21 protein-coding genes and 1 riboswitch are annotated in these 24,629 nt (G+C 60.5%); of the genes, 12 read left to right on the forward strand and 9 right to left on the reverse strand.

Features of this window, described 5'->3' with window-relative positions; genetic code table 11:
- Positions 1-38 precede the first annotated feature (38 nt).
- Positions 39-479, forward strand: coding sequence for an L-alanine exporter AlaE (locus tag ACJ8PE_RS11945; protein ID WP_033651675.1), 441 nt, complete (start codon positions 39-41; stop codon positions 477-479).
- A 34-nt stretch (positions 480-513) separates the two neighbouring features.
- Here ACJ8PE_RS11945 and cra read toward each other — a convergent pair whose 3' ends face one another.
- The 5 genes from cra to leuO all read right to left on the reverse strand — a co-directional run bounded on the left by cra (position 514) and on the right by leuO (position 7,487).
- Positions 514-1,518 (reverse strand): catabolite repressor/activator, encoded by a 1,005-nt coding sequence (cra, locus tag ACJ8PE_RS11950; protein WP_004932801.1) that lies wholly within the window; start codon positions 1,516-1,518, stop codon positions 514-516.
- A 218-nt stretch (positions 1,519-1,736) separates the two neighbouring features.
- Positions 1,737-2,228, reverse strand: coding sequence for an acetolactate synthase small subunit (gene ilvN / locus ACJ8PE_RS11955; protein ID WP_004932806.1), 492 nt, complete (start codon positions 2,226-2,228; stop codon positions 1,737-1,739).
- 2 nt (positions 2,229-2,230) lie between these two features.
- Positions 2,231-3,949: an acetolactate synthase 3 large subunit gene (gene ilvI, locus ACJ8PE_RS11960; protein WP_028127857.1), complete on the reverse strand. Its 1,719-nt coding sequence runs from the start codon at positions 3,947-3,949 to the stop codon at positions 2,231-2,233.
- A 316-nt stretch (positions 3,950-4,265) separates the two neighbouring features.
- Positions 4,266-6,074, reverse strand: coding sequence for an AMP-dependent synthetase/ligase (locus tag ACJ8PE_RS11965; RefSeq protein WP_197793029.1), 1,809 nt, complete (start codon positions 6,072-6,074; stop codon positions 4,266-4,268).
- Between the two features lie 465 nt (positions 6,075-6,539).
- Entirely contained in the window at positions 6,540-7,487 is a 948-nt protein-coding gene (leuO, locus tag ACJ8PE_RS11970) for a transcriptional regulator LeuO (RefSeq protein ID WP_033641849.1), read from the reverse strand.
- Positions 7,488-8,359: 872 nt separating this feature from the next.
- Here leuO and leuA point away from each other — a divergent pair.
- From leuA to leuD, 4 genes are read left to right on the forward strand one after another with little or no spacing between them, the layout of a single operon-like run.
- A complete protein-coding gene (leuA, locus tag ACJ8PE_RS11975) occupies positions 8,360-9,934 on the forward strand; it encodes a 2-isopropylmalate synthase (RefSeq protein ID WP_033641848.1) in 1,575 nt (524 codons plus the stop codon).
- Between the two features lie 2 nt (positions 9,935-9,936).
- Positions 9,937-11,028 (forward strand): 3-isopropylmalate dehydrogenase, encoded by a 1,092-nt coding sequence (gene leuB / locus ACJ8PE_RS11980; protein WP_197793031.1) that lies wholly within the window; start codon positions 9,937-9,939, stop codon positions 11,026-11,028.
- 1 nt (position 11,029) lies between these two features.
- A complete protein-coding gene (leuC, locus tag ACJ8PE_RS11985; RefSeq protein ID WP_197760837.1) occupies positions 11,030-12,430 on the forward strand; it encodes a 3-isopropylmalate dehydratase large subunit in 1,401 nt (466 codons plus the stop codon).
- A gap of 9 nt (positions 12,431-12,439) precedes the next feature.
- Positions 12,440-13,042 carry a 3-isopropylmalate dehydratase small subunit gene (leuD, locus tag ACJ8PE_RS11990; RefSeq protein WP_025159634.1) on the forward strand — a complete coding sequence of 201 codons (603 nt, stop codon included), beginning with the start codon at positions 12,440-12,442 and terminating at the stop codon, positions 13,040-13,042.
- 37 nt (positions 13,043-13,079) lie between these two features.
- Here leuD and ACJ8PE_RS11995 read toward each other — a convergent pair whose 3' ends face one another.
- The 3 genes from ACJ8PE_RS11995 to sgrT all read right to left on the reverse strand — a co-directional run bounded on the left by ACJ8PE_RS11995 (position 13,080) and on the right by sgrT (position 16,223).
- Positions 13,080-14,552, reverse strand: coding sequence for a DASS family sodium-coupled anion symporter (locus ACJ8PE_RS11995; protein WP_197793032.1), 1,473 nt, complete (start codon positions 14,550-14,552; stop codon positions 13,080-13,082).
- A 144-nt stretch (positions 14,553-14,696) separates the two neighbouring features.
- Positions 14,697-15,893: an MFS transporter gene (locus ACJ8PE_RS12000; protein ID WP_197793033.1), complete on the reverse strand. Its 1,197-nt coding sequence runs from the start codon at positions 15,891-15,893 to the stop codon at positions 14,697-14,699.
- A gap of 156 nt (positions 15,894-16,049) precedes the next feature.
- On the reverse strand, positions 16,050-16,223 hold the full coding sequence (gene sgrT, locus ACJ8PE_RS12005; protein ID WP_071883530.1) for a glucose uptake inhibitor SgrT: 174 nt from the start codon (positions 16,221-16,223) through the stop codon (positions 16,050-16,052).
- A gap of 90 nt (positions 16,224-16,313) precedes the next feature.
- On the opposite strand from sgrT, the gene sgrR reads away from it, so the two are divergent.
- The 7 genes from sgrR (at position 16,314) to ilvN (ACJ8PE_RS12040) (ending at position 23,754) form a co-directional block, all read left to right on the forward strand.
- A complete protein-coding gene (gene sgrR / locus ACJ8PE_RS12010) occupies positions 16,314-17,975 on the forward strand; it encodes an HTH-type transcriptional regulator SgrR (protein WP_047025197.1) in 1,662 nt (553 codons plus the stop codon).
- Positions 17,976-18,012: 37 nt separating this feature from the next.
- Positions 18,013-18,131, forward strand: a riboswitch (TPP riboswitch).
- Between the two features lie 57 nt (positions 18,132-18,188).
- Complete coding sequence (gene thiB / locus ACJ8PE_RS12015; RefSeq protein ID WP_197793034.1) at positions 18,189-19,175, forward strand: thiamine ABC transporter substrate binding subunit; 987 nt, start codon at positions 18,189-18,191, stop codon at positions 19,173-19,175.
- Positions 19,151-20,758 carry a thiamine/thiamine pyrophosphate ABC transporter permease ThiP gene (gene thiP, locus ACJ8PE_RS12020; RefSeq protein ID WP_197793035.1) on the forward strand — a complete coding sequence of 536 codons (1,608 nt, stop codon included), beginning with the start codon at positions 19,151-19,153 and terminating at the stop codon, positions 20,756-20,758. Before thiB ends, thiP begins: the two co-directional genes overlap by 25 nt.
- Positions 20,745-21,449 carry a thiamine ABC transporter ATP-binding protein ThiQ gene (gene thiQ, locus ACJ8PE_RS12025; protein WP_047025195.1) on the forward strand — a complete coding sequence of 235 codons (705 nt, stop codon included), beginning with the start codon at positions 20,745-20,747 and terminating at the stop codon, positions 21,447-21,449. The genes thiP and thiQ overlap by 14 nt, the downstream gene beginning before the upstream one ends.
- Before the next feature lie 88 nt (positions 21,450-21,537).
- Positions 21,538-21,651 (forward strand): ilvB operon leader peptide IvbL, encoded by a 114-nt coding sequence (gene ivbL, locus ACJ8PE_RS12030; RefSeq protein WP_154747116.1) that lies wholly within the window; start codon positions 21,538-21,540, stop codon positions 21,649-21,651.
- A 111-nt stretch (positions 21,652-21,762) separates the two neighbouring features.
- The gene (gene ilvB / locus ACJ8PE_RS12035) at positions 21,763-23,457 is read left to right on the forward strand and encodes an acetolactate synthase large subunit (RefSeq protein WP_197760851.1); all 1,695 of its coding nucleotides are present in this window, start codon (positions 21,763-21,765) and stop codon (positions 23,455-23,457) included.
- Positions 23,458-23,460: 3 nt separating this feature from the next.
- Positions 23,461-23,754: an acetolactate synthase small subunit gene (ilvN, locus tag ACJ8PE_RS12040; RefSeq protein WP_033641839.1), complete on the forward strand. Its 294-nt coding sequence runs from the start codon at positions 23,461-23,463 to the stop codon at positions 23,752-23,754.
- A gap of 27 nt (positions 23,755-23,781) precedes the next feature.
- Here ilvN (ACJ8PE_RS12040) and ACJ8PE_RS12045 read toward each other — a convergent pair whose 3' ends face one another.
- Entirely contained in the window at positions 23,782-24,552 is a 771-nt protein-coding gene (locus tag ACJ8PE_RS12045; RefSeq protein WP_046688224.1) for a DedA family protein, read from the reverse strand.
- Between the last annotated feature and the right edge of the window lie 77 nt (positions 24,553-24,629).

A 24,629-nucleotide genomic window follows, 5' to 3' on the forward strand; every position in this document is an offset into this window, starting at 1 on the left:
ATAAAATTAACAGCACATTAACACAAAAGGAGAGATGCATGCTTTCGCCCGCCGCACACTGGCGCAGCGCCGCTGCCGATACGTTTGCACTGGTGGTGTACTGTTTTATCGCCGGTATGGCGATTGAAGTGTTGATCTCCGGCATGAGCTTCCAGCAATCCCTCTCTTCACGCCTGTTGTCGATCCCGGTCAACATTCTGATCGCCTGGCCTTATGGCCGCTATCGCGATCTGTTTATCCGCACGGCGCGTCGTTGCCCGCACGGCCAGTTCCTACTGCGCAATCTCGCCGATCTGCTGGCCTATGTCAGCTTCCAGTCGCCGGTTTATGCTGCAATTTTATGGAGCGTGGGCGCCGACGGCCAACAAATGCTGGCGGCGGTAACCAGCAATGCGCTGGTCTCCATGGCGATGGGCGTGGTGTATGGTTACTTCCTGGAGTACTGCCGGCGGCTGTTTCGGGTAGCGGGTTACGTCTAAAGGAGCCCGCCAACGCGGGCCCCTGTCAGCCAAACTACTTGCGGCTCAGACTGCCGCGGCGGAACAGATTGCGGCGAATGCGCGTCAGCCCCGGCTTGGGTTTACGCGGTTCGTCCAGGCTGGCCAGCACCAGTTCCAGCACGCGCTCGGCCACGTCGCGATGGCGCTGCGCAACCGCCAATACCGGGCACTCAAGGAAATCCAACAGTTCATGATCGCCGAAGGTGGCGATCGCCAGATCGGTCGGCAAGCGGCCGCGTTGCTTCAGCGTCACGTCCATCACGCCCTGCAATAAAGAGAACGACGTGGTAAACAGCGCCTGCGGCATCGGGTGCGTTTTCAACCATTCGGCAAACAGCGCGCCGGCGGCTTCGCGTTCGTAGCTGTTGGCGTACAGGTAATCGACGTGGCGGGGATCCTCTTGCCAGGCCTGGCGGAAGCCCTGCTCACGCAGGAAGCTGACCGAAAGCTCCGGCAAGGCGCCCAGGTACAGCACCGACTCCGCCGGGAAGGTGCGCAGCTCCTGCGCCAACGCAAAAGCGTCTTCCTGATCGGCGCCCACAACGCTGATGAAATGCTCGCGATCCAGCGCGCGGTCCAGCGCGATGATCGGCAGCGGATCGTTGGCCCAGCGTTGATAGAAAGGATGCTCCGGCGGCAAGGCGGTGGAGACGATGATGGCGTCCACCTGACGCTGCAGCAGGTGCTCAATGCAGCGCATTTCGTTGTCCGGCTGATCTTCGGAACAGGCGATCAGCAATTGGTAGCCACGCTGGCGCGCCTGGCGCTCCAGGTAGTTGGCGATGCGGGTATAGCTGGTATTTTCCAGATCCGGGATCACCAGGCCGATAGAACGGGTGCGCCCGGCGCGCAGCCCCGCCGCGACGGCATTCGGGTGATAGTTATGCTCCCTGACCACGGCCATCACTTTCTCGACGGTTTTATCGCTGACACGATACTGCTTCGCCTTGCCGTTGATGACATAACTGGCCGTCGTGCGCGAAACGCCCGCGAGACGCGCGATTTCATCCAGTTTCACATTAACCCCTTAATGACGCTGAAAATAGAAGTGAAGGCTGTGCTCGGATTAACCATGGCATCCCGTGCGGTTATTCAATCCAGCCTCTGCGATCTAACAGCAGAAAACACTACCTAGCAACCGCTTTTGCCGAAAGGTGCCGGCAATCGGGCAAAAAAGGCCGAAAAACAAAGGGCGCAGCCACGCCGCGCCCCCGATTATTCGCCGCCAGACCGCGCTCAGCGCATAATTTTGTCGCCGCGCGACACGCCAACCACGCCGGAACGGGCCACTTCCACGATCTCCGCCACTTCACGCACCGCGCTCAGGAAGGCGTCCAGCTTGTCGCTGGTGCCGGCCAGTTGCACCGTATACAGCGTCGCCGTCACATCGACGATCTGGCCGCGGAAAATATCGGCGCAGCGTTTCACCTCTTCACGGCCGTAGCCGCTGGCCTGCAGCTTCACCAGCATGATCTCGCGTTCAACGTGAGCGCCCTGCACCAGCTCGCTGACGCGCAACACGTCCACCAGCTTGTGCAACTGCTTCTCAATCTGCTCCAGCACTTTCTCGTCGCCGACGGTCTGGATAGTCATGCGCGACAGCGTCGGATCGTCGGTCGGCGCCACCGTCAGGCTCTCGATGTTGTAACCGCGCTGGGAGAACAACCCCACCACGCGCGACAGGGCGCCGGATTCGTTTTCCAGCAAGACAGATAAAATACGGCGCATGATCAGGTCCTCTCCGTTTTGCTAAGCCACATTTCGTCCATGCTTCCGCCGCGGATCTGCATCGGGTAGACATGTTCGGTTTCATCGACGGTCACGTCGACGAACACCAGCCGCTCTTTTTCCGCCAGCGCCTGCGCCAGCTTGCTTTCCAGCTCATCCGGCGTGCGGATGGCGATGCCGACATGGCCGTAAGCCTCGGCCAGCTTGACGAAGTCCGGCAGTGAATCCATGTAAGACTGCGAATGACGGCCGGAATAAATCATGTCCTGCCACTGCTTGACCATGCCCAGATAGCGGTTGTTGAGGTTCACCACCACCACCGGCAGGTTATATTGCAGCGCGGTGGACAGCTCCTGAATATTCATCTGAATGCTGCCGTCGCCGGTCACGCACACCACGGTTTCCTCCGGCAGCGCCAGTTTGACGCCCAATGCCGCCGGCAGGCCGAAGCCCATGGTGCCGAGGCCGCCGGAGTTGATCCAACGGCGCGGTTTGTCGAACGGATAATAGAGCGCGGCGAACATTTGGTGCTGGCCGACGTCCGAGGTCACATAGGCGTCGCCTTTGGTCAGGCGATGCAGGGTTTCAATCACCGCCTGCGGCTTGATGGTGCCGCTGTTTTTGTCGTAGCCCAGGCAGTCGCGGGCGCGCCACTGCTCGATAGACTGCCACCAATCGCGCAGCGCATCGTGATCCTGCGCTTTCTCGTCCTGCGCCAGCAGCTCCAGCATCTGCACCAACACCTGCTTGGCATCGCCGACGATCGGGATATCGGCGTCCACCGTTTTGGAGATCGAGGTCGGATCGATATCGATGTGCAGCACGGTGGCATCCGGACAGTATTTGGCCAGATTGTTGGTCGTACGATCGTCGAAACGCACGCCGACGGCGAAGATCACGTCGGCATGGTGCATGGTTTTATTGGCTTCATAGGTGCCGTGCATGCCGAGCATGCCGACGCTCTGGCGGTGGGTACCGGGGAAGGCCCCCAACCCCATCAGGCTGCTGGTCACCGGCAGGTTCAACTGCTCCGCCAACGCCAACAGTTCGGCTTCGCAGCCGGCGTTGATCGCGCCGCCGCCGACGTACATCACCGGCTTTTTGGCCGCCAGAATGGTTTGCAGCGCGCGTTTGATTTGCCCGCGGTGGCCCTGCACCGTCGGGTTGTAAGAACGCATGCTCACGTCCTGCGGATAGGCATAAGGCATCCGCACCGCCGGGCCGACGATGTCTTTCGGCAGATCGATCACCACCGGGCCGGGGCGGCCGCTGGAGGCCAGGTAAAAGGCCTTCTTCAACACCGCCGGGATGTCTTCGGTGCGTTTCACCAGGAAGCTGTGTTTCACCACCGGCCGAGAAATTCCCACCATATCGCACTCCTGGAAGGCGTCGTAGCCGATCAGCGAGCTGGGCACCTGCCCCGACAGGACGACCATCGGGATCGAGTCCATATAAGCGGTAGCGATACCGGTAATGGCGTTGGTGGCACCGGGGCCGGAGGTCACCAGCACCACGCCCACTTCGCCGGTGGCGCGCGCATAACCGTCGGCCATGTGCACCGCACCTTGCTCGTGGCGCACCAGAATATGATCGATCCCTCCGACCGTATGCAGGGCGTCGTAGATATCGAGCACCGCCCCGCCGGGGTAGCCGAATACATGTTTAACGCCCTGATCGATCAACGATCGGACGACCATCTCGGCTCCTGACAACATCTCCATGGGTTTGCCTCCAGGCTTGCTTATTCTTCTCTGGCGCCGGAACGTAGCGCCTGCTGCGGGGCAATGCCCCTAAATTTTTATGGGTTGTCGCTATCGAATTAACATAACGTCAGAATATGGGGCAGGCAAACGGCAAAATGGCTTAACGGCGGCGGGGTTATTGCCAAGCGGCTGGAGATCGCGACTTTATAAAAACAATGCGCTAGCCCCAGGGGCGTCAGGCTAGGCATTGTTTCGAACAGAGGGGAAATTACAGAACTAAATCAGGCGAAGAATATGCCGTTTTTTTCGCCGAACGCGCGGTCCGCCGGCGGCCTCAGCCCTGTTCCTGGTACATGGAGTCGATTTCACGCTGATAGCGCTGCAGGATCACTTTGCGGCGCAGCTTCAGCGTTGGCGTCAGCTCCCCCAGCTCCATGGAAAAGGCCGCCGGCAGCAGCGTGAACTTCTTCACCTGCTCGAAGCGCGCCAGCTCCTTTTGCATCTCACGCAGACGCTTTTCGAACATCTCGAGGATTTCACCGTTGCGCAGCAGCTCCAGGCGATCCTGATACTTCAGGTTGACTGACTTCGCGTACTCTTCCAGCGACTCAAAGCACGGCACGATCAGCGCGGAAACGAACTTGCGCGCATCGGCGATGATCGCCACCTGCTCGATAAAGCGGTCCTGCGCCAGCGTGCCTTCCAGCATCTGCGGCGCGATGTATTTGCCGCCGGAGGTTTTCATCAAATCCTTAAGGCGCTCGGTGATGAACAGATTGCCCTCTTCATCGATCGCCCCGGCATCGCCGGTTTTCAGCCAGCCGTCTGCGGTAAAGGTCGCGGCGGTTTCCAACGGTTTGTTGAAATAGCCGCGCATCACGATCGGCCCGCGCACCTGGATTTCATTTTCTTCACCGATGCGCACCTCGACCTCCGGCAGCGGTTTGCCGATAGAGCCGAAGCGGAAATGCCCTTCTTCCCAGCAGGACACGGTCGCACAGGTTTCGGTCATGCCATAGCCGTACTTGATGTTGACGCCCATCGCCTGGAAAAACAGGATCACATTGTCATCCAGCTTGGCGCCCGCCGCCGGCAGGAAGCGCACCCGGCCGCCGAGGATGCCGCGCAGCTTGCTCAATACCAGCTTGTCGGCCCAGCGATGAGAGAGTTCGAACAGTTTGCCCAACGGTTTGCCGGCCCGCTCCTGAAGGAACTTGCGCTCCCCGCAGACGATCGCCCAGTGGAACAGCGCGCGGCGCAGCCAAGGCGCGCGCGCCACTTTTTCATGCACCGCGCTGAAAATCTTCTCGTAGAAACGCGGTACCGCGCACATCAGCGTCGGGCGAACCTGCCCCATCGCTTCCCGCACCCAGTCGGTGTTCGGCAAGAAAACGTTCTGCGCGCCGGAATGCATGACAAAGAAGCTCCAGGCACGCTCGAACACATGCGACAGCGGCAGGAAACTGAGCGACACATCCTCTTCGCCGACCGTCAGTCTCTCATCATGCAGGTAGAGCTGCGCCGCCAGGTTGCGGTAATCCAGCATCACCCCTTTCGGCTCGCCGGTGGTGCCCGAGGTATAGATCAGGGTGAAGAGGTCCTGCAGGTCGCACTCTTCAATGCGCTGCCGACGTTGAGCGATAAAAGCCGCCGGATCGGCGGCATGTTCGAAGGCGCTCAGGTGTCGCGCTATCTCGCAGCCGCGCAGATCGGCATCTTGGTCAAACACGATAATATGGCGCAGCTGTGGGCAAACGCCGCGCAGCGCGATGGCCGCATCCAACTGCGCCTGTTCGCCGACGAACAGTATGCGAATGTCGGCGTCGTTGATGACGAAGGCCGCCTGCGCCGGCGTATTGGTGGAATAGAGCGGCACGCTGACGCCGCGCAGGTTGAGAATCGCGAGATCGGCCAGCGACCAGGCCATGCCGTTATTGGCGAAAATGCCGATGCGCTCTTGCACTTCGGCCCCCAGGGCCAACAGCCCGGCGGCAATGCGATCGATGCGAACGGCGGCCTCTTCCCAGGTCAATTGAAACTCGCCGTTGGGCGACCATTGGCGAAAAGCTGTGCGATCGGCTCGGTGGGTGATTTGATGCTGTATACGATGGATCAAATGGTATTGCAGCAGATTAGTGATCATAGTGCTCTAAGCCTGAAATGAATCATACAGTTAAGCCTGAACGACGCCTTACGGCCCTCATCTCAGCTTACACGTGTTTACTTTTTTCCGCGCAGTCTACCTACTCTCAGGCAGGGGGAAAAGCGATTTCAGCGTAGAAGTGTGAGCCAAAACTCAGGCCGGCTTTCGCGCTTTCATGGGTTGGACAGAACGGGAAGGAAAAGGTTTGCTGGCGGCAATAAAACGCGGCCCATCTGGGCCGCCGCATCGAGTTAGTTTAAAATACCAGTCGTAAAGTAAAAATCAGAATATTAATTTATATTAATTATTTTTGGTAAACGAACCAACTCACCCTGAAAATAAGTTATTTAATCGCCGCAAAACCAAGAAACATCTTAATAAAAACCCAGATAGTTCTTAGTTTTTATCATGAGAAAAAAACGCTCAGTTGAATATTATCTTTATATATCCCCATTTTTTATCGCTTTACTTTGGGTTACCCGCCTCAATCAGGACGGACTTCATCCACTGGTGCCCTTTATCCCGTTCGGAGGATTCATGCCAGGAAAGATAGCAGGTCGCTTTATTGTGATTGGCGCACAAAGGAACCGCCTTTATTTTCAACGCCTCCGTCTGTTGCCGCACCAACCAGGCGGGCGCAATCGCCACCATTTCCGTTTGCGACACCATATTCAACACGCTGTAGAGATCCGTGCACTGTTGTGTCACGGCGCGCAGCATCGGCTCCTCTAAATAGAAAGGTTTACTGAACGATCCAAAACTTTCCAGGGAAACCGCCGCGTGCTGTTCGGCCAACATGTGTTCCGGCGTCACCTCCTCCCCTATTCGCGGGTGCGCCTGCGCAACCGCCAGCACTAATTCGTCGTCGAACATCGCCAGGCTGCGAAACTCCGCCGACTCGAAACGGCTGTAGCCGATGACAAATTCGACGTCCTGATAACGTAATTGATGTTCAATATTATTGTTAATGTATGACTTTATTTGCAGGTTAAGCTGCGGCGCTATCTGTTTGACGTGATTGATTATCCCGGCGCCCAGACGCAAATCGAGCGGGCTGCACAGCGACAGGGAGAACGCTCGCGTGCTGGTCAGCGGCTCAAACTCAGATCCCGGCAACTCATTTTGCACCAGCTGCAGCGCTTGCCGCACCGGCCCGAACAGCTGCCTGGCCCGCATGGTGGGCTGGATCCCGCGCCCGCAGCGCACGAACAGCTCGTCGTTGAACATCACCTTCAGACGCGCTACCGCGTTGCTCACCGCCGGCTGCGACATCCCTAACGAATTAGCGGCTCGCGTAATATTTTGCATTTGCATCACGGCGTCAAACACCGTCAGCAAATTAAGATCGACGCTGCGCAAATGGATGTCCGCCGGCTCTTTGACCATGGCGATTTCTGAATCATATTCAGCCATATTTCACTCCACTAAATCCTGTGTAGATAATCTAATCCTTATGCTCGACAAACAATGAAACGCCGCATTGTCTTATCTTTGCACGACAAATCCTGCCATTACCGTCATCAGCCGATAAAAAACCTCGTGTTATCGACACGATTTAAGTCGTATATGGAATGCATATCAGTCACTTCTACCGTCAGCAGGAAGAATGCCACCTGGGTGGTACTAATAATTAGGTATTAACAATGATTAATACAATTAAACAACGTAACCCCACTGTATGAGACAAACTATAAAAACACATCATAAGCAATCAAACCATCTAAAAACATCAATCGCTTTGTGTAAAATCGCATTATTTTGTTATATTATGACTAAAACAATCAATTAATCATATGAATTCAATTTAAATCATTCGCATTAAAAATGTTATTTTGTTTCCTCCCGTGATTAATCCTCCTTATTTTTTCATCACAAATCTTAACCCAACAAAATCCAGAAGCAATTAGCGCAGTATATATTCGATTCGTTTATGCTAAGCAGCACGCAAACTGCTCCCATTTTTTCTCTATAGCGCTGCATTTTTACCGAATGATCCTCTGTTTGGACGCATAGCCGGTGCATTGTCCCCGCATTCAATCAGGTGTTGACATCGCCAGGCCAATCACGTATCAAATTAGGCAGACACCCAATTTAAGAGAAGCTGAACCATTATGATCCGTACTCACCGTCTACTAGGCCTACTACTCAACGCATCTTGTTTGCGCGGTATGCCTGTGGACGAAGTTCGGAGCTGACTCAGCCGATCACCCATAAGAAACCCGCGCTACTGCGCGGGTTTTTTTTTGCCCGCTTAGCGTGAAATCAACACGATAAGGAATGCACCGATGAGCCAACAAGTCATTATTTTCGATACCACGCTGCGTGATGGCGAACAGGCATTGCAGGCCAGCCTGAGCGTAAAAGAGAAGATTCAGATTGCGCTGGCGCTGGAAAGAATGGGCGTTGACGTGATGGAAGTCGGCTTCCCGGTCTCTTCGCCGGGCGATTTCGAATCGGTGCAAACCATCGCTCGCCAGATCAAGAACAGTCGTGTCTGCGGCCTGGCCCGCTGCGTGGACAAAGACATCGACGTGGCCGCCGAAGCGTTGCGCGTCGCTGAAGCGTTCCGTATCCACGTGTTCCTGGCCACCTCCACCCTGCACATCGAATCGAAGCTGAAGCGCTCGTTCGACGAAGTGTTGGAGATGGCAGTACGCTCGGTCAAACGCGCCCGCAACTATACCGACGACGTGGAATTCTCCTGCGAAGACGCCGGCCGCACGCCGATCGACAATCTGTGCCGCGTGGTCGAAGCCGCCATCAACGCTGGCGCCACCACCATCAATATTCCGGACACCGTCGGCTACACCACGCCGAACCAGTTCGGCGGCATCATCACCACCTTGTATGACCGCGTGCCGAACATCGACAAAGCCATCATCTCCGTACACTGCCACGACGATTTGGGCATGGCGGTCGGCAACTCCATTGCCGCGGTCCAGGCCGGCGCCCGTCAGGTGGAAGGCACCCTGAACGGCATCGGTGAGCGCGCCGGCAACTGTTCGCTGGAAGAGGTGATCATGGCGATTAAGGTGCGCCAGGACATCATGAACGTGCACACCAACATCAATCATCAGGAAATCTTCCGCACCAGCCAGATCGTCAGCCAGCTGTGCAACATGCCGATCCCGGCCAACAAGGCGATCGTCGGCGCCAACGCCTTCGCCCACTCCTCCGGCATTCACCAGGACGGCGTGCTGAAGAACCGCGAAAACTACGAAATCATGACCCCGCAGTCGATCGGCCTGAAAGATGTGCAGTTGAACCTGACTTCCCGCTCCGGCCGCGCGGCGGTGAAACACCGCATGGAAGAGATGGGCTACCAGGAGCAGGACTACAACCTGGATACCCTGTACGCCGCCTTCCTGAAGCTGGCCGACAAAAAAGGCCAGGTATTCGACTATGACCTGGAGGCGCTGGCCTTCATCAACAAACAACAGGAAGAACCGGAACACTTCAGCCTGGGTTACTTCAGCGTGCAGTCCGGCAGCAGCATCATGGCCACCGCCTCGGTGAAACTGATCTGCGGCGGCGAAGAGAAAGCCGAAGCCGCCACCGGCAACGGCCCGGTTGATGCGGTCTATCAGGCGATCAATCGCATCACCGATTACCCGATCGAACTGGTGAAGTACCAGTTGACCGCCAAAGGCCATGGGCGCGATGCGCTGGGCCAGGTGGATATCGTCGTCTCTTATAACGGCCGTCGTTTCCATGGCGTGGGTCTGGCGACCGACATCGTCGAATCCTCCGCCAAGGCGATGGTGCACGTGTTGAACAATATTTGGCGCTCACAGCAGGTAGAAAAAGAAAAACAGCGTCTGCAGCAAAACAAACATCAAAATAATCAGGAAACGGTGTGAACATGACGAAGACTTATCACATTGCCGTCTTGCCCGGAGACGGTATCGGCCCGGAAGTAATGGCTCAGGCGCGCAAAGTGTTGGACGCGGTGCGTCAACGCTTTGACATTCGCATCACCACCGCCGAGTACGACGTCGGCGGCATCGCCATCGATCGCCACGGCAGTCCGTTGCCGGCGGCGACCGTCGCCGGCTGCGAGCAGGCCGACGCCATCCTGTTCGGTTCGGTGGGTGGCCCGAAATGGGAACACCTGCCACCGGCCGAGCAGCCGGAACGCGGCGCGCTGTTGCCGCTGCGCAAGCACTTCAAACTGTTCAGCAACCTGCGCCCGGCCCGCCTGTATCAAGGGTTGGAGGCGTTCTGCCCGCTGCGCGCCGATATCGCCGCCCGCGGCTTCGACATTCTGTGCGTGCGCGAACTGACCGGCGGCATCTATTTTGGCCAGCCGAAAGGCCGCGAAGGCCAAGGCATGCAGGAGCGCGCCTTCGACACCGAGGTGTATCACCGTTTCGAGATTGAACGCATCGCGCGCATCGCCTTCGAATCCGCCCGCAAGCGCCGCCACAAGGTGACGTCGATCGACAAGGCCAACGTGCTGCAAAGCTCCATCTTGTGGCGTGAAGTGGTCAATCAGGTCGCCAAGGATTACCCGGACGTGTCGCTGTCGCACATGTATATCGACAATGCCACCATGCAGCTGATCAAGGATCCGTCCCAGTTCGACGTGCTGCTGTGTTCCAACCTGTTCGGCGACATCCTGTCCGACGAGTGCGCGATGATTACCGGCTCGATGGGCATGCTGCCGTCCGCCAGCCTGAACGAGCAAGGCTTCGGCCTGTACGAACCGGCGGGCGGTTCCGCGCCGGATATCGCCGGCAAAGGCATCGCCAACCCGATTGCGCAGATCCTGTCCGCCACCCTGCTGCTGCGTTACAGCCTGGGCGCCGATGAAGCGGCCGACGCCGTGGAGCGCGCCATCAACCAGGCGTTGGAACAGGGCTACCGCACCGCCGATCTGGCCGGTGACGGCAAAGCCGTCAGCACCGATGAAATGGGCGACATCATCGCTCGCTTTGTAGCTCAGGGGGTATAACATGGCCAAGACCTTATACCAGAAATTGTACGACGCCCACGTGGTGCACGAAGCGCCGAACGAGACGCCGTTGCTGTATATCGACCGTCACTTGGTGCACGAAGTCACGTCGCCGCAGGCGTTCGACGGCCTGCGCGCCATGGGCCGCAAGGTGCGCCAGCCCGGCAAAACCTTCGCCACCATGGATCACAACGTGTCGACCCAGACCAAGGACATCAACGCCAGCGGCGAGATGGCTCGCATCCAGATGCAGGAGCTGATCAAGAACTGCGCGGAATTCGGCGTTTCGCTGTATGACCTGAACCACCCGTTCCAGGGCATCGTGCACGTGATCGGGCCGGAGCAAGGCATGACGCTGCCGGGCATGACCATCGTCTGCGGCGATTCACACACCGCGACCCACGGCGCCTTCGGCTCGCTGGCGTTCGGCATCGGCACCTCCGAAGTGGAGCACGTGTTGGCGACCCAGACCCTGAAGCAGGGTCGGGCCAAAACCATGAAGATTGAGGTCACCGGCAACGCCGCCGAGGGCATTACAGCCAAAGACATCGTGCTGGCGGTGATCGGCAAAACCGGCAGCGCCGGCGGCACCGGCCACGTGGTGGAGTTTTGCGGCAAGGCGATCGAGGCATTGAGCATGGAAGGCCGCATGACCCTGTGCAACATGGCGATCGAAATGGGCGCCAAAGCCGGGTTGGTCGCGCCGGACGACACTACCTTCGCCTACCTGAAGGGGCGTCAGTTCGCGCCGACCGGTGAAAACTGGGAGCAGGCGGTCGCTTACTGGCGCACGCTGAAGTCCGACGCCGACGCCCAGTTCGATACCGTGGTGACGCTGCGCGCCGAAGAGATCGCGCCGCAGGTCACCTGGGGCACCAACCCTGGCCAGGTGATCGCCGTCAATCAGGCGATCCCGGCGCCGGAATCGTTTAACGATCCGGTTGAGCGCGCCTCCGCCGAGAAAGCGCTGGCCTACATGGATTTGAAGCCGGGCATCAAATTGACCGAAGTACCGATCGACAAAGTGTTCATCGGTTCCTGCACCAACTCGCGCATCGAAGATCTGCGCGCGGCGGCGGCGATCGCCAAGGGGCGCAAGGTCGCCAACGGCGTGCAGGCCATCGTGGTGCCGGGCTCCGGCCCGGTGAAGGCCCAGGCGGAAGCCGAAGGGTTGGACAAAATCTTTATTGAAGCCGGTTTCGAATGGCGCTTGCCGGGTTGCTCGATGTGCCTGGCGATGAACAACGACCGTCTGAATCCGGGCGAGCGCTGCGCGTCCACCAGCAACCGTAACTTCGAAGGGCGCCAGGGCCGCGGTGGGCGCACCCACCTGGTCAGCCCGGCAATGGCCGCCGCGGCCGCCGTCGCCGGTCACTTCGCTGACATCCGTGATATTCACTAAGGGGCTAACGTGGCTAAATTTACTCAACATACCGGCTTAGTGGTGCCTTTGGATGCGGCCAACGTCGACACCGACGCCATTATTCCCAAACAGTTCTTACAGAAGGTGACCCGGACCGGTTTCGGCCAGCACCTGTTCAACGACTGGCGCTTCCTCGACGATGCCGGCCAGCAACCCAACCCGGAGTTCGTGCTGAACAAACCGCGCTATAAAGGCGCCAGCATCCTGTTGGCGCGGGAGAACTTCGGCTGCGGCTCCTCGCGCGAACACGCCCCATGGGCGCTGACCGACTACGGTTTCAAAGTGGTGATCGCGCCGAGCTTCGCCGATATCTTCTACGGCAACTCGTTTAACAACCAGCTGTTGCCGGTCACGCTGAGCGAGCAGCAGGTGGACGAGCTGTTCAAACTGGTGGACGCCAATGAAGGTACGGAGTTCGTGGTGGATCTGGAGAACCAGACGGTCAACGCCGGTGGCAAAAGCTATCCGTTCGAAATAGACAGCTTCCGCCGCCACTGCATGATCAACGGGCTGGACAGCATCGGCCTGACGCTGCAGCATGAAGCGGACATCTCCCGCTACGAAGCGCAGCAGCCGGCGTTTCTGAATTAATCCCCTTCACCCGCCGCCCGGCGGGTGAATTTTTTCCTCACCAGTAGCCCAGCAGCTTCCACCATGCGCCGCCGATCACTATCCAGATCAGCAAGTTAACCACGCTCATCACCAACCCCGCTTTCCACCACTCCCCCAACGTCACATAGCCGGAGCCAAAGATGATCGGCGCGGTGCCGGTCCCGTAATGCGTCAGCGACATCATCAACGAAGAAGAGAACGCCAGGATCAGGCCCAGCAGCGCCGGCGGCGCGCCGAGCGCGATGCCGGCAGCGAAGAAGGCGGCGAACATCGCCGTTACGTGTGCGGTGGTGCTGGCGAAGAAATAATGAGAATACAGATAAATGAGGGTCAGCAAGATCGTGCCGCCCACCCAGCTCATGCCCATATGGTCGATGCCGTTGCCGACGGTCTGCGACAGCCAGCCGATCAGCCCCAGCTTGCCGAGGAAACTGGCCATCATCACCAGCGCCGAGAACCACACGACGGTATCCCAGGCCCCTTTATGCTTCAGCACATCCTCCCAGCTCAACACCCCGGTAGCCAGCAGCACCGCCAGGCCGATCAGCGCCGCGGTGGTAGGATTGACCGCCAGCGCCGGGCCGAAAATCATCGCCGGAATGCCGGCCCACAGCACCAACAGCAGCGCGAACACCGCGAGAGTAATTTTCTCCGGCAGCGTCACCGGCCCCAGCGCCTGCAGCTTTTCGCAGGCGAAACGCGGCGCGTCCGGGGTGCTTTTCACCTCCGGCGGGTACAGCAGATAAATGACCAGCGGCATCACGATCAGCGAACACAGCCCCGGCACCAGGGCGGCAATCGCCCACATCGACCAGGACAGTTCGAAGCTGCCGTGGGTGCCTTTGGCGATCAGGCTGACAATCAGCGGGTTAGGCGCCGTGGCGGTGATAAACATCGCCGAGGTGACCGGGTTAATGTTGTAGTTCACCAGCGACAGATAGCGGCCGATCTTGCCGGAGGTATTGAGCTCGGGTTTGGAACCAAAGCTGTCGGCGATCGATTTCATGATCGGGTGAATGATGCCGCCGCCGCGCGCGGTGTTGCTCGGCGTCACCGGCGCCAGGGTGGTTTCCGCCAACGTCAATGCATAGGCGATGCCGAGCGTTTTTTTACCGAACAGCGAGATAAAGTAGTAGCCGATGCGCGCGCCCAGCCCGGTTTTGTTCAGGCTGAGGGAGATCATGATAGAAAAGCCGATCAGCCAGATCAGCTGGTTGGAAAAACCGCTGAGCGCGTCGTCCAGCGCGGCGCCCGGCTTGCCGGGGTTGGTGACGCCGGTCACCGCCACCAGGGCGATGGCGATCACCGAGACCGCGCCGATCGGCATCGCCTTGCCGATGATGGCGATGATGGTGCCGATAAACAGCGCCAGCAGCTGCCAGGCGTTGGGCGCAACGCCCTCCGGCACGGGAATGAGGAACCAGATGATCAGCGTGGCGGCAAGGGCGCACAGGGAAGGAAGCGGTTTGAGCGGTGTGAGTTTATCCATAACGTTCCCACTGTTCTAAACAACAAGGCGGCATCTCAATAGCGAGACGGGCGTGGACGCAACGATCGCGCTCCATATGCCTTCAGCTTGGGCGTCCGCTTCAGCCTTCTCAATGACTTGCATCAAGAATGCCGTCGTTTGACCTCACACTTCACGCACTTTGGCGCTCATCCAGAGCGCCGCCAGCGCCAGCAGCGCCGCCATCCAATACACCGAGCCATGACCGAGGTTCTCCACCAGCGCGCCCTGCAGCACCCCGGCCAGGATCACCCCGGTCGAGATGCTGTTGGTGAACAGCGTGATAGCGGCGCCCGGTCGGCCCGGCATCAAATCTTGAAAATAGAGCATGCCGATACCGGCGACGATGCCGATAAACACCGCGTTGAGCAGCTGCAACGCGATCAGGGTCGGCTTGGTCGCCAGCACCGTCAGCCCGAGGTAAAAAAGCACGCCCGCCGCCACCGCCAGCAGCATCATGTTGCGCTTGCCGAAACGTTTGACGTAGTAACCGGCCAGCAGCATCGCCGGGATCTCCAGCCCGGCAGCGGTGCCCATCAGCACCCCGGCCAGCCCCTCAGGCAGGCCGAGATCGGCGGTAATATACAGCGGCATGTCGATGATATACATGGTGTTGCAGGTCCACATCAGCATCGAGGCGATAAACAGCAGACGCACGTCGCGATTGCGCCAGGCGCTGGCGGGCGCAATCGGCGCGGAAGCACCGTCCCGCAGCCCGTCGCCGTCCGCCGCGCGCGGCACCGAAGGCAGCATGAACCCGACCAGCAGCACGCAGATAGCGAAGGTGGCGGCGGCGATCAGGAACATCACGGTAAAGCCGTAATTCAGCGCCAGCGCAAACGACAGCGGCGGGCCTATCACCCACGCCAGCGAAAGCTGGGCGCGCATCACCGAACTGAACATCACCACTTCACGCGCCTCGCTGTCGGCGTATTCCCGCGCCAGCGCGAAGATCTGCGGCATGGCGGTGTTGGCAACGGCGGACATCAACACCCCGGCGGTGATCAGCGTCAGGTAGTCGCGGTTGAAAGCGAACAGCAGGCAGTTGCCGACCGCCATCAGGCAGCACAGCAGGATCAGCCTGCGCCGATCGCCGCGGGTGTCGGAACGTTTGGCCAGCAGGAAGCTGACGACGATGCCGGCCACCGCGTTGGCGGTGTAAAACAACCCGACCCACAGCGGCCGCACCTTAACTTCGGTGGTCAGAAACAGGCTCAGCGTCGGCGTCAGCAACGCGCCGGCGATGCCGGAGAGAAAAGCGATCAGCAGGAAGGCGGCAAAGATGGGGTTGATGCGCAGTGATAACCGTCTCAGGCGTTCCATATCCTCTTCCCTGATCCCAAAGCAGAAGCAAAAACCTTAGGTCACGGCGAGGAAAATGCAAGTCTATCGCCCTAACCGCAAATAAAAAAACCAGTGGGGCGACCCACTGGCTGGTGAAACAGCACCATTACTCAGAAACTTTTATGCCGCAGCGCCTTACAGGTGCTCGCGATACTGCTTGTCGCTCATCTCTTTGATATCCCATTGCGTCAGGTGCGCCAATATTGCCAGCCGCGCCTGCTCGGGCACCACGCTCAGCCAGTCGGCGTGCTGCCGACGCACCGCGCTGAAATAGCGCTGATAGAACGATTTGGATAAGAAAGCTTTCATGATTACGCCCTCCCCTTTCATTGATGAAAATTATCGGCGTAATATAGGGAAAGAAAAATTGACGAGTTGAGACAGGAGTGTTCCTCTTTTATGTCCACGTCCAGATTGCAGCAGCAGTTCATCCGTCTGTGGCAACGCTGCCACGGTGAAACCACCGACACCACGCTGCAGGCACTGGCGGAGGCGCTGAGCTGCTCGCGGCGCCACGTGCGCTCCCTGTTGAGCGCCATGCAGCGGGAGGGCTGGCTCACCTGGCAGGCGGAGTCGGGACGCGGCAAGCGTTCGCGGCTAACCTTTCATTACACCGGCCTGGCGCTGCAGCAACAGCGGGCCGAGGAGCTGCTGGAGCAGGATCGCATCGATCAGTTGGTGCAGCTGGTGGGCGACAAAAACGTGGTGCGCCAAATGCTGCTGTCGCAGCTGGGGCGCAGCTTCCGTCAGGGGAAACATATCCTGCGGGTGCTCTACTATCGGCAGTTGTACAACCTGCTGCCCGGCTCGGCGCTGCGGCGTTCCGAGACCCATTTGGCGCGTCAGATCTTCAACGGCCTGACGCGCATAAATGAGGAAAACGGGGAACTCGAATCCGATCTGTCCCACCATTGGCAGGCGCTGACGCCGCTGCACTGGCGGTTTTACCTGCGCCCGGCGATCCATTTTCACCATGGCCGCGAGCTGGAGATGGCGGACGTCATCAGCTCGCTTTCGCGTCTGACCTCACAACCGCTGTTCTCGCATATCGAAAGCGTCACCTCGCCGACGCCGTTCGTTGTCGACGTGCATCTGCACAGCCCCGACCACTGGCTGCCCTGGCTGCTGGGCAGCGTGCACGCCATGATCCTGCCGCGCGAATGGCGCGATCTGCCGGACTTCACCCGCCATCCGATCGGCACCGGCCCCTACCGCGTGGTGCGCAACCTTCCCAGCCAGATGAAGATCCACGCCTTCGACGACTATTTCGGCTACCGGGCGCTGATCGATGAGGTCAACATCTGGGTGCTGCCGGAGTTCTCCGAAGAACTGGTGCACTCCGGCGTACAGCTGCAGGGCGATGAAACCGGCAACAGCGAGCTGGAAAGCCGGCTGGAAGAAGGCTGCTACTTCCTGCTGTTCGATCAGCGCTCTCCCTTGGCGGCCGATCCCGCCATGCGCAGCTGGCTGTGCGAATTGATCAACCCCATTTCGCTGCTGAGCCACGCCGGGCCGCTCTACCAGCGCTATTGGTCGCCGGCGTACGGCCTGCTGCCGCGCTGGCACCACAACCGCGCGCTGGCGCAGCAGCCCAAACCGGCGGGGCTGACCGAACTGACGCTGACTCACTTCAATGAGCATTCGGAGTTCCACGCCATCCGCCAGGCGATCGAGCCGCTGCTGGCGCAGCACGGCATCCGCCTGATCGTGCAAAGCGTGGATTACGCGACCTGGCACCAGGGCGACGCGCGCAGCGATCTGTGGCTCGGCAGCGCCAACTTCTATCTGCCGCTGGAGTTTTCGCTGTTCGCCACGCTGTACGAGCTGCCGCTGATGCAGCATTGCATGAGCGAGGACCTGGCGCAGGATGCGGCGCTGTGGCGCGCCAACCGTCTGCCGCTGGCGGAGTTCTGCCAGCGCCTGGTCAGCAATCACCAACTGCATCCGCTGTTCCACCACTGGCTGCAGTTGCACGGCCAGCGCAGCATGCGCGGCGTGCGAATGAACACCCTCGGCTGGTTCGACTTCAAGTCAGCCTGGTTTGCCCCGCCGGAGGCATAAGCGCCTTTCGCCCGGGTCGGTTAATCTTTACAATAGCGCCGTCTCAACGGGGTGCGGAGAGTCGGGCCGCGTGATAAGCCCGATTTTCCGCTGAGAGCACACCCGTCGAACCTGATCCGGTCAATACCGGCGGAGGGATTTGAGCCCAGCGAACCGGCGACGCCGCCTCGCCCCCTCAGATGCCCTTGCCCCCTTATTTTTCAGGAGTGCAACGTGGTCAAAAAATATCTGCCCTGCTTATTGCTGCTGTGCGCCGCACCGGTGTTCGCCAAGCCGACGCTGACGGTTTACACCTACGATTCCTTCGCCGCCGACTGGGGCCCAGGCCCGGCGGTGAAAAAAGCCTTCGAAGCCGAGTGCGACTGTGAGCTGAAGTTCGTGGCGCTGGAAGACGGCGTCTCACTGCTGAACCGCCTGCGCATGGAAGGCAAGAACAGCGCCGCCGACGTGGTGCTGGGGCTGGACAACAACCTGCTGCAGGCGGCGCAGCAAACCGGCCTGTTCGCGCCGAGCGGCGTGGACACTACCAAACTGACGGTGCCGGGCGGCTGGCAGGACGCGACCTTCGTGCCTTACGACTACGGGTACTTCGCCTTCGTCTACGACAAGGAAAAACTGAAGAACCCGCCGAAAAGCCTGCAGGAGCTGGTCAGCAGCGATCGTGACTGGAAGGTGATCTACGAAGATCCGCGCACCAGCACGCCGGGCCTCGGCCTGCTGCTGTGGATGCAAAAAGTGTATGGCGACAAGGCGCCGGCCGCCTGGCAGCAGTTGGCGAAAAAGACCGTGACCGTCACCAAAGGCTGGAGCGAAGCCTACGGCCTGTTCCTGAAAGGCGAAGGCGATCTGGTGCTCAGCTACACCACCTCCCCCGCCTATCATCTGATCGCCGAGAAAAAAGACCGCTACGCCGCCGCCACGTTCAGCGAAGGCCACTACCTGCAGGTGGAAGTGGCCGGCAAACTGAAGGCCGCCAAACAGCCTGAGCTGGCGGAGCGTTTCATGCAGTTCATGGTGACGCCGGCGTTCCAGAACACCATCCCGACCGGCAACTGGATGTACCCGGTGATCAACACCCCGCTGCCCGTCGGCTTTGAACAGATGAACGTGCCGCATACCGCGCTGCAATACAGCGCCGAAGAGGTGGCCACACAACGCGGCGGCTGGATCCGGGCATGGCAAACCGCCGTCAGCCGCTGATCCCCCGCTGGCTCTGGCCGGGGCTGCTGGCCGCCGGCATGATCCTGCTGGTCGCCGCGCTGGCGATGGGCTCGCTGTGGCGTCACGCGCCGGACAGCGACTGGCGCGGCCTGTGGCAGGACAGCTACCTGTGGCACGTGGTGCGCTTCACTTTCCTGCAGGCGCTGCTGTCGGCGCTGATTTCGGTGCTGCCCGCCATTCTGCTGGCGCGCGCGCTCTACCGGCGTCGTTTCCCCGGCCGGCAGCAGCTGCTGCGGCTGTGCGCCATGACGCTGGTGCTGCCGGTGCTGGTGGCGGTGTTCGGCCTGCTCAGCGTCTATGGGCGCCAGGGCTGGCTGGCGACGCTGTGCGGCTGGCTGGGCGTCGAGTATGATTTCTCGCCCTACGGGCTGCAGGGCATTCTGCTGGCGCACCTGTTCTTTAACCTGCCGCTGGCTACCCGCCTGTTGTTGCAAGCGCTGGAGAATATTCCGGTGGAACAGCGCCAGCTGGCCGCCCAGCTGGGCATGAACGGCTGGCAGCAGTTCCGCTTCGTCGAATGGCCGGCGCTGCGCCGCCAAATCCTGCCGAGCGGCGCGCTGATCTTCATGCTGTGCTTCGCCAGCTTCGCCACCGTGCTGTCACTGGGCGGCGGGCCGCAGGCCACCACCATCGAGCTGGCGATCTACCAGGCGCTGAGTTACGACTACGATCTGAGCCGCGCCGCCCTGCTGGCGCTGATCCAACTGGGCTGTTGTCTGGGGCTGGTGCTGATCAGCCAACGCCTGAGCCAGGCATTGCCGGTAGGGCATACCCACGCCCAGCGCTGGCGCAACCCGGAAGACAGCCTGTGGCGGCGCATCAGCGATTTTCTGCTGATCGCCGCCGCGCTGTTGCTGCTGCTGCCGCCTCTGCTGGCGGTGATCGCCGACGGCGCCAATCAGGCTATCATCAGCGTGCTGCGCCAGCCGGTGCTGTGGCAGGCGCTGTTCACGTCGCTGCGCATCGCCCTTGGCGCCGGAGCGCTGTGCGTGGCGCTCACGATGATGCTGCTGTGGAGCAGCCGCGAGCTGAAACTGCGGCAGCAGCTGCGCGGCGGCCAAGCGCTGGAGCTGAGCGGCATGGTGATCCTGGCGATGCCGGGCATCGTGCTGGCCACCGGGTTCTTCCTGCTGCTGAACGATACGATCGGGTTGCCGCAGTCGCCCTATGCGCTGGTGATCCTCACCAATGCGCTGATGGCGGTGCCCTATGCGCTGAAGGTATTGGAGAACCCGATGCGCGACCTCGCCGAACGTTACAACCCGCTGTGCCTGTCGCTGGATATCCGCGGCTGGCGACGGCTGCGGCTGATTGAACTGCGCGCCCTGCGCCGCCCGCTGGCGCAGGCGCTGGCCTTCGCCTGCGTGCTGTCGATCGGCGATTTCGGCGTGGTCGCCTTGTTTGGCAACGAGCATTTCCGTACCCTGCCTTTTTACCTGTATCAGCAGATTGGCGCCTACCGCAGCCAAGACGGAGCGGTGACCGCGCTGCTGTTGCTGCTGCTGTGCTTCCTGCTGTTTACCCTGATTGAACGCTTACCGGGCCGCCATGCTGACGCTTGAAAAACTGACCTATCTGTATGAACACCTGCCGATGCGCTTTGATCTGCGCATCCAGCCGGGCGAGCGCGTCGCGGTGCTCGGCCCCAGCGGCGCCGGTAAAAGCACCCTGCTGAGCCTGATCGCCGGTTTTCTGCCGGCGGCCAGCGGCCGGCTGCTGCTGAACGGCGAAGACCACACCGCCACGCCGCCGGCCAAACGGCCGGTGTCGATGCTGTTTCAGGAAAACAACCTGTTCGCTCACCTGACGGTGGCGCAGAACATCGGGTTGGGGTTGGATCCCGGTCTGCGCTTGACTGCGCAGCAGCGTCAACAGCGAGAACACATCGCCCGTCAGGTCGGCCTGGAAGAACACCTGGATCGCCTGCCGTCGCAGCTTTCCGGCGGTCAGCGTCAGCGCGCCGCGCTGGCGCGCTGTTTGATTCGCCGGCGGCCGATCCTGCTGCTCGACGAACCCTTCTCGGCGCTCGACCCGGCGCTGCGCAACGAGATGCTGCAACTGCTGCAGACGGTGTGCGAACAGCGCGACCTGACGCTGCTGATGGTGTCGCACAACCTCGACGACGCCGCGCGCATCGCGCCGCGCACGCTGTTGGTGGTCGACGGCCGCATCTACTACGACGGCCCGACGCAGGCCCTGCTGGACGGCAGCGCACCGGAAGCGCGCGTGCTGGGCATTTCGGGTAAAGCGTGATCTGACGCGCGTTTTTTATGCTGCGCCAATAAACCTGTTGTGCGAATTTTGCGCCTGTGTTTTTATAAAAACCTGACTTTTTTTACTGATGATAAGGTTCCCTGTGATCGCATCCTCGCTGACTTCGACCCTACTAGTTACCGCGCTACCAGCCGCGGTGGTCGTCGTGCGTGTGGTGGTGGTCGTCGGCAATGCGCCGTAGGGTCCGAATCAACGCATCGATTCCCAAACCCCGCCGGCGCAAACCGGGCGGGGTTTCTTGTTTTAGCACCCTGCCCAGAAAAGCTCACCGGCCTTGAGAAAGGACAGGAACATGGCAACTTCGGGCACGCCTCAACCGGGCACCAGTTTCACCGGCGCACAATTGATCGTTCATCTGCTGGAGCGTCAGGGCATAACCACCGTCGCCGGCATCCCTGGCGGCGCCGCGCTGCCGCTGTATGACGCGCTGAGCCAAAGCACCCGCATTCACCACGTGCTGGCGCGCCACGAACAGGGCGCGGGCTTTATGGCGCAAGGCATGGCGCGCGCCAACGGCAAAGCGGCGGTGTGCATCGCCTCCAGCGGGCCGGGCGCCACCAACCTAGTCACCGCCATCGCCGACGCCAAGCTCGACTCCATTCCGCTGGTGTGCATCACCGGGCAGGTGCCTTCCTCGATGATCGGCACCGACGCCTTCCAGGAAGTGGACACCTACGGCATTTCCATCCCGATCACCAAGCACAACCATCTGGTGCGCGATATCCGCGAGCTGCCGCAGGTGATTGGCGACGCGTTCCGCATCGCCGAGTCCGGCCGTCCCGGCCCGGTCTGGATCGATGTGCCGAAAGACGTGCAGACCGCCACCATCACCCTGGAAGAGCTGCCGCCGATCGCCGTGCCGGACGCCGCCCCGAGCTTCGATCCGGCGCTGGTTTCGCAGGCCGCCGCGATGATCAATCAGGCGAAACGCCCCATCCTCTACCTGGGCGGCGGCATCATCTGCGCCGACGCTCACCGGCAGGCGCTGGAGCTGGCCGAGCGCGCCGGTCTGCCCACCACCATGACGCTGATGGCGCTGGGCGCGATGCCGGTGGAACACCCGCTGTCGCTGGGCATGCTGGGCATGCACGCCGCGCGCAGCACCAACTTCATTCTGCAGGAGGCCGATCTGCTGATCGTGCTGGGCGCGCGCTTCGACGATCGGGCGATCGGTAAAACCGAGCAGTTCTGCCCTAACGCCGCCATCATCCACGTAGATATCGACCGCGCCGAGCTGGGCAAGGTCAAACAGGCCAACGTGGCGATCCATGCCGACGTCGGCCAGGTGCTGCAACAGCTGCTGCCGCAGATCGACACGCAGCCGCGCAGCGCGTGGCTGAACACCGTCAACGACCTGAAACGCGAATTCCCGTTCAACATGCCGAACGCCGACGATCCGCTGAGCCATTACGGCCTGGTGCTGGCCGCCGCGCGCTGCGTGGACGACAGCGCCATCATCACCACCGACGTGGGTCAGCATCAGATGTGGGTAGCGCAGGCCTATCCGCTGAGCCGGCCGCGCCAGTGGCTGACGTCGGGCGGCCTGGGCACCATGGGCTTCGGTCTGCCGGCGGCGATCGGCGCGGCGTTGGCGGAGCCCGAACGTAAAGTGCTGTGCTTCTCCGGCGACGGCAGCCTGATGATGAACATTCAGGAAATGGCCACCGCGGTCGAGCACGATCTGGACGTGAAAATCATTTTGATGAACAACCAGGCGCTGGGGCTGGTGCACCAGCAGCAAACCCTGTTCTACCAACAGCGCATCTTCGCCGCCGCCTATCCGAAGCGTACCGACTTCCTGAAAATCGCCGCCGGATTCGGGCTGGATACCTGCGATCTGAACGCCGCGGAAGATCCTCAGGCGGCACTGGCTGAGGCGATCCAGCACCCGGGCCCCTGCCTGATCCACGCGCTGATCGATATCAACGAAAAAGTGTTCCCGATGGTGCCGCCGGGCGCCGCCAACATCGACATGATTGGAGAATAAGCCATGCTGCAACCACAAGATAAACCACAGGTGATCCTGGAGCTGGCGGTGCGCAACCATCCCGGCGTGATGTCGCACGTTTGCGGGCTGTTCGCCCGCCGCGCGTTCAACGTCGAAGGCATTCTGTGTCTGCCGTTGAAAGACGGCCAACAGAGCCGCATTTGGCTATTGGTCGCCGACGATCAACGGCTGGAACAAATGATAAGCCAGGTGGAAAAGCTGGAAGACGTGCTGCGGGTGAAGCGCCACAGCGAAGACGTGCGGGTATTTGAACAGCTGGAAGCGTTCTTCCAGTAAGGCGAACGGGGGCTAATGCCCCCGCAATCATTGCCCGGACAGCACCTGCCACAACAGATGCCGGTACACCGGCATCAGCGGCTGTTGGCTCAGCAAATAGCCGACCGCCAACGCCGCCAGCCAACTCAATCCGCACACCACGCGCAGCCGCAGCGGCGTCAGCCAACGGCTCAGCCGATCGGCGTTGCGCTTGCCCTCGCGCCACCAGCGCCAGCTTAGCCACACCGCCAGCCAGACCAGCAGCGCCGCCGCGAGCAACAGCCACTTGAACGTCGCGCTGTTGGCGTCGGCGGGGATATCGATCGCCACCCCCGCCAGAATGCCGGGGAAGAAATAGACCGGCGGCCAGGTCAGGCAACCGATGATGTTCGGCAGCGCGAACTTGTACGGCGGCAAATCGAGCATGCCAGCCACCATCGGTACCAGCGGGCGCGTCGGGCCAACGAAGCGGCCGATCAAAATGGTCGCCATGCTGTGCTGGTGCAAGGCATGTTCGGTTTTGTCGAGCAGCGCTTTGTTCTTCTTCAGGAACGACCAGCGGTGCAAAGGCCCCTTAAAGGCGCGACCGACGAAATAGGAGATCCAATCGCCGAGCAGGCAGCCGACGATGCCCGCCGCCCAGGCGTAGTAAAAATCCACCTTGCCGCTGCCGATCAGCGCGCCGATGCTGGCCATCATCACCGTGCCGGGCAACAGCAGCCCCACCAGCGCCAACGACTCCAGAAAAGCGACCAGCAGAACGACCATCAGAGTGAAAGCCAGTGACTGGGTGATCAAATCTTGTAAATAGGCTTCCATTACACCTCTGTGGATTATTCGGGCCAAACGGGGCCGAGGATTTTCCAGCGCCGCCGCTGGCGAGTCAATCGATGAAT

The sequence above is a fragment of the Serratia sp. CY74737 genome (assembly GCF_052166775.1).
GTDB lineage: Bacteria > Pseudomonadota > Gammaproteobacteria > Enterobacterales > Enterobacteriaceae > Serratia > Serratia ureilytica.

What these genes read in the sequence shown, in the direction of transcription:
- ACJ8PE_RS11945 (WP_033651675.1), top strand. Translation starts at nt 39, where the DNA reads ATGCTTTCGCCCGCCGCACACTGGCGCAGCGCCGCTGCCGATACGTTT.
- ilvN (WP_004932806.1), bottom strand. Translation starts at nt 2,228, where the DNA reads ATGCGCCGTATTTTATCTGTCTTGCTGGAAAACGAATCCGGCGCCCTG.
- ilvI (WP_028127857.1), bottom strand. Translation starts at nt 3,949, where the DNA reads ATGGAGATGTTGTCAGGAGCCGAGATGGTCGTCCGATCGTTGATCGAT.
- ACJ8PE_RS11965 (WP_197793029.1), bottom strand. Translation starts at nt 6,074, where the DNA reads ATGATCACTAATCTGCTGCAATACCATTTGATCCATCGTATACAGCAT.
- leuO (WP_033641849.1), bottom strand. Translation starts at nt 7,487, where the DNA reads ATGGCTGAATATGATTCAGAAATCGCCATGGTCAAAGAGCCGGCGGAC.
- leuA (WP_033641848.1), top strand. Translation starts at nt 8,360, where the DNA reads ATGAGCCAACAAGTCATTATTTTCGATACCACGCTGCGTGATGGCGAA.
- leuB (WP_197793031.1), top strand. Translation starts at nt 9,937, where the DNA reads ATGACGAAGACTTATCACATTGCCGTCTTGCCCGGAGACGGTATCGGC.
- leuC (WP_197760837.1), top strand. Translation starts at nt 11,030, where the DNA reads ATGGCCAAGACCTTATACCAGAAATTGTACGACGCCCACGTGGTGCAC.
- ACJ8PE_RS11995 (WP_197793032.1), bottom strand. Translation starts at nt 14,552, where the DNA reads ATGGATAAACTCACACCGCTCAAACCGCTTCCTTCCCTGTGCGCCCTT.
- ACJ8PE_RS12000 (WP_197793033.1), bottom strand. Translation starts at nt 15,893, where the DNA reads ATGGAACGCCTGAGACGGTTATCACTGCGCATCAACCCCATCTTTGCC.
- sgrT (WP_071883530.1), bottom strand. Translation starts at nt 16,223, where the DNA reads ATGAAAGCTTTCTTATCCAAATCGTTCTATCAGCGCTATTTCAGCGCG.
- sgrR (WP_047025197.1), top strand. Translation starts at nt 16,314, where the DNA reads ATGTCCACGTCCAGATTGCAGCAGCAGTTCATCCGTCTGTGGCAACGC.
- thiP (WP_197793035.1), top strand. Translation starts at nt 19,151, where the DNA reads ATGGCAAACCGCCGTCAGCCGCTGATCCCCCGCTGGCTCTGGCCGGGG.
- thiQ (WP_047025195.1), top strand. Translation starts at nt 20,745, where the DNA reads ATGCTGACGCTTGAAAAACTGACCTATCTGTATGAACACCTGCCGATG.
- ivbL (WP_154747116.1), top strand. Translation starts at nt 21,538, where the DNA reads ATGATAAGGTTCCCTGTGATCGCATCCTCGCTGACTTCGACCCTACTA.
- ilvB (WP_197760851.1), top strand. Translation starts at nt 21,763, where the DNA reads ATGGCAACTTCGGGCACGCCTCAACCGGGCACCAGTTTCACCGGCGCA.
- ilvN (WP_033641839.1), top strand. Translation starts at nt 23,461, where the DNA reads ATGCTGCAACCACAAGATAAACCACAGGTGATCCTGGAGCTGGCGGTG.
- ACJ8PE_RS12045 (WP_046688224.1), bottom strand. Translation starts at nt 24,552, where the DNA reads ATGGAAGCCTATTTACAAGATTTGATCACCCAGTCACTGGCTTTCACT.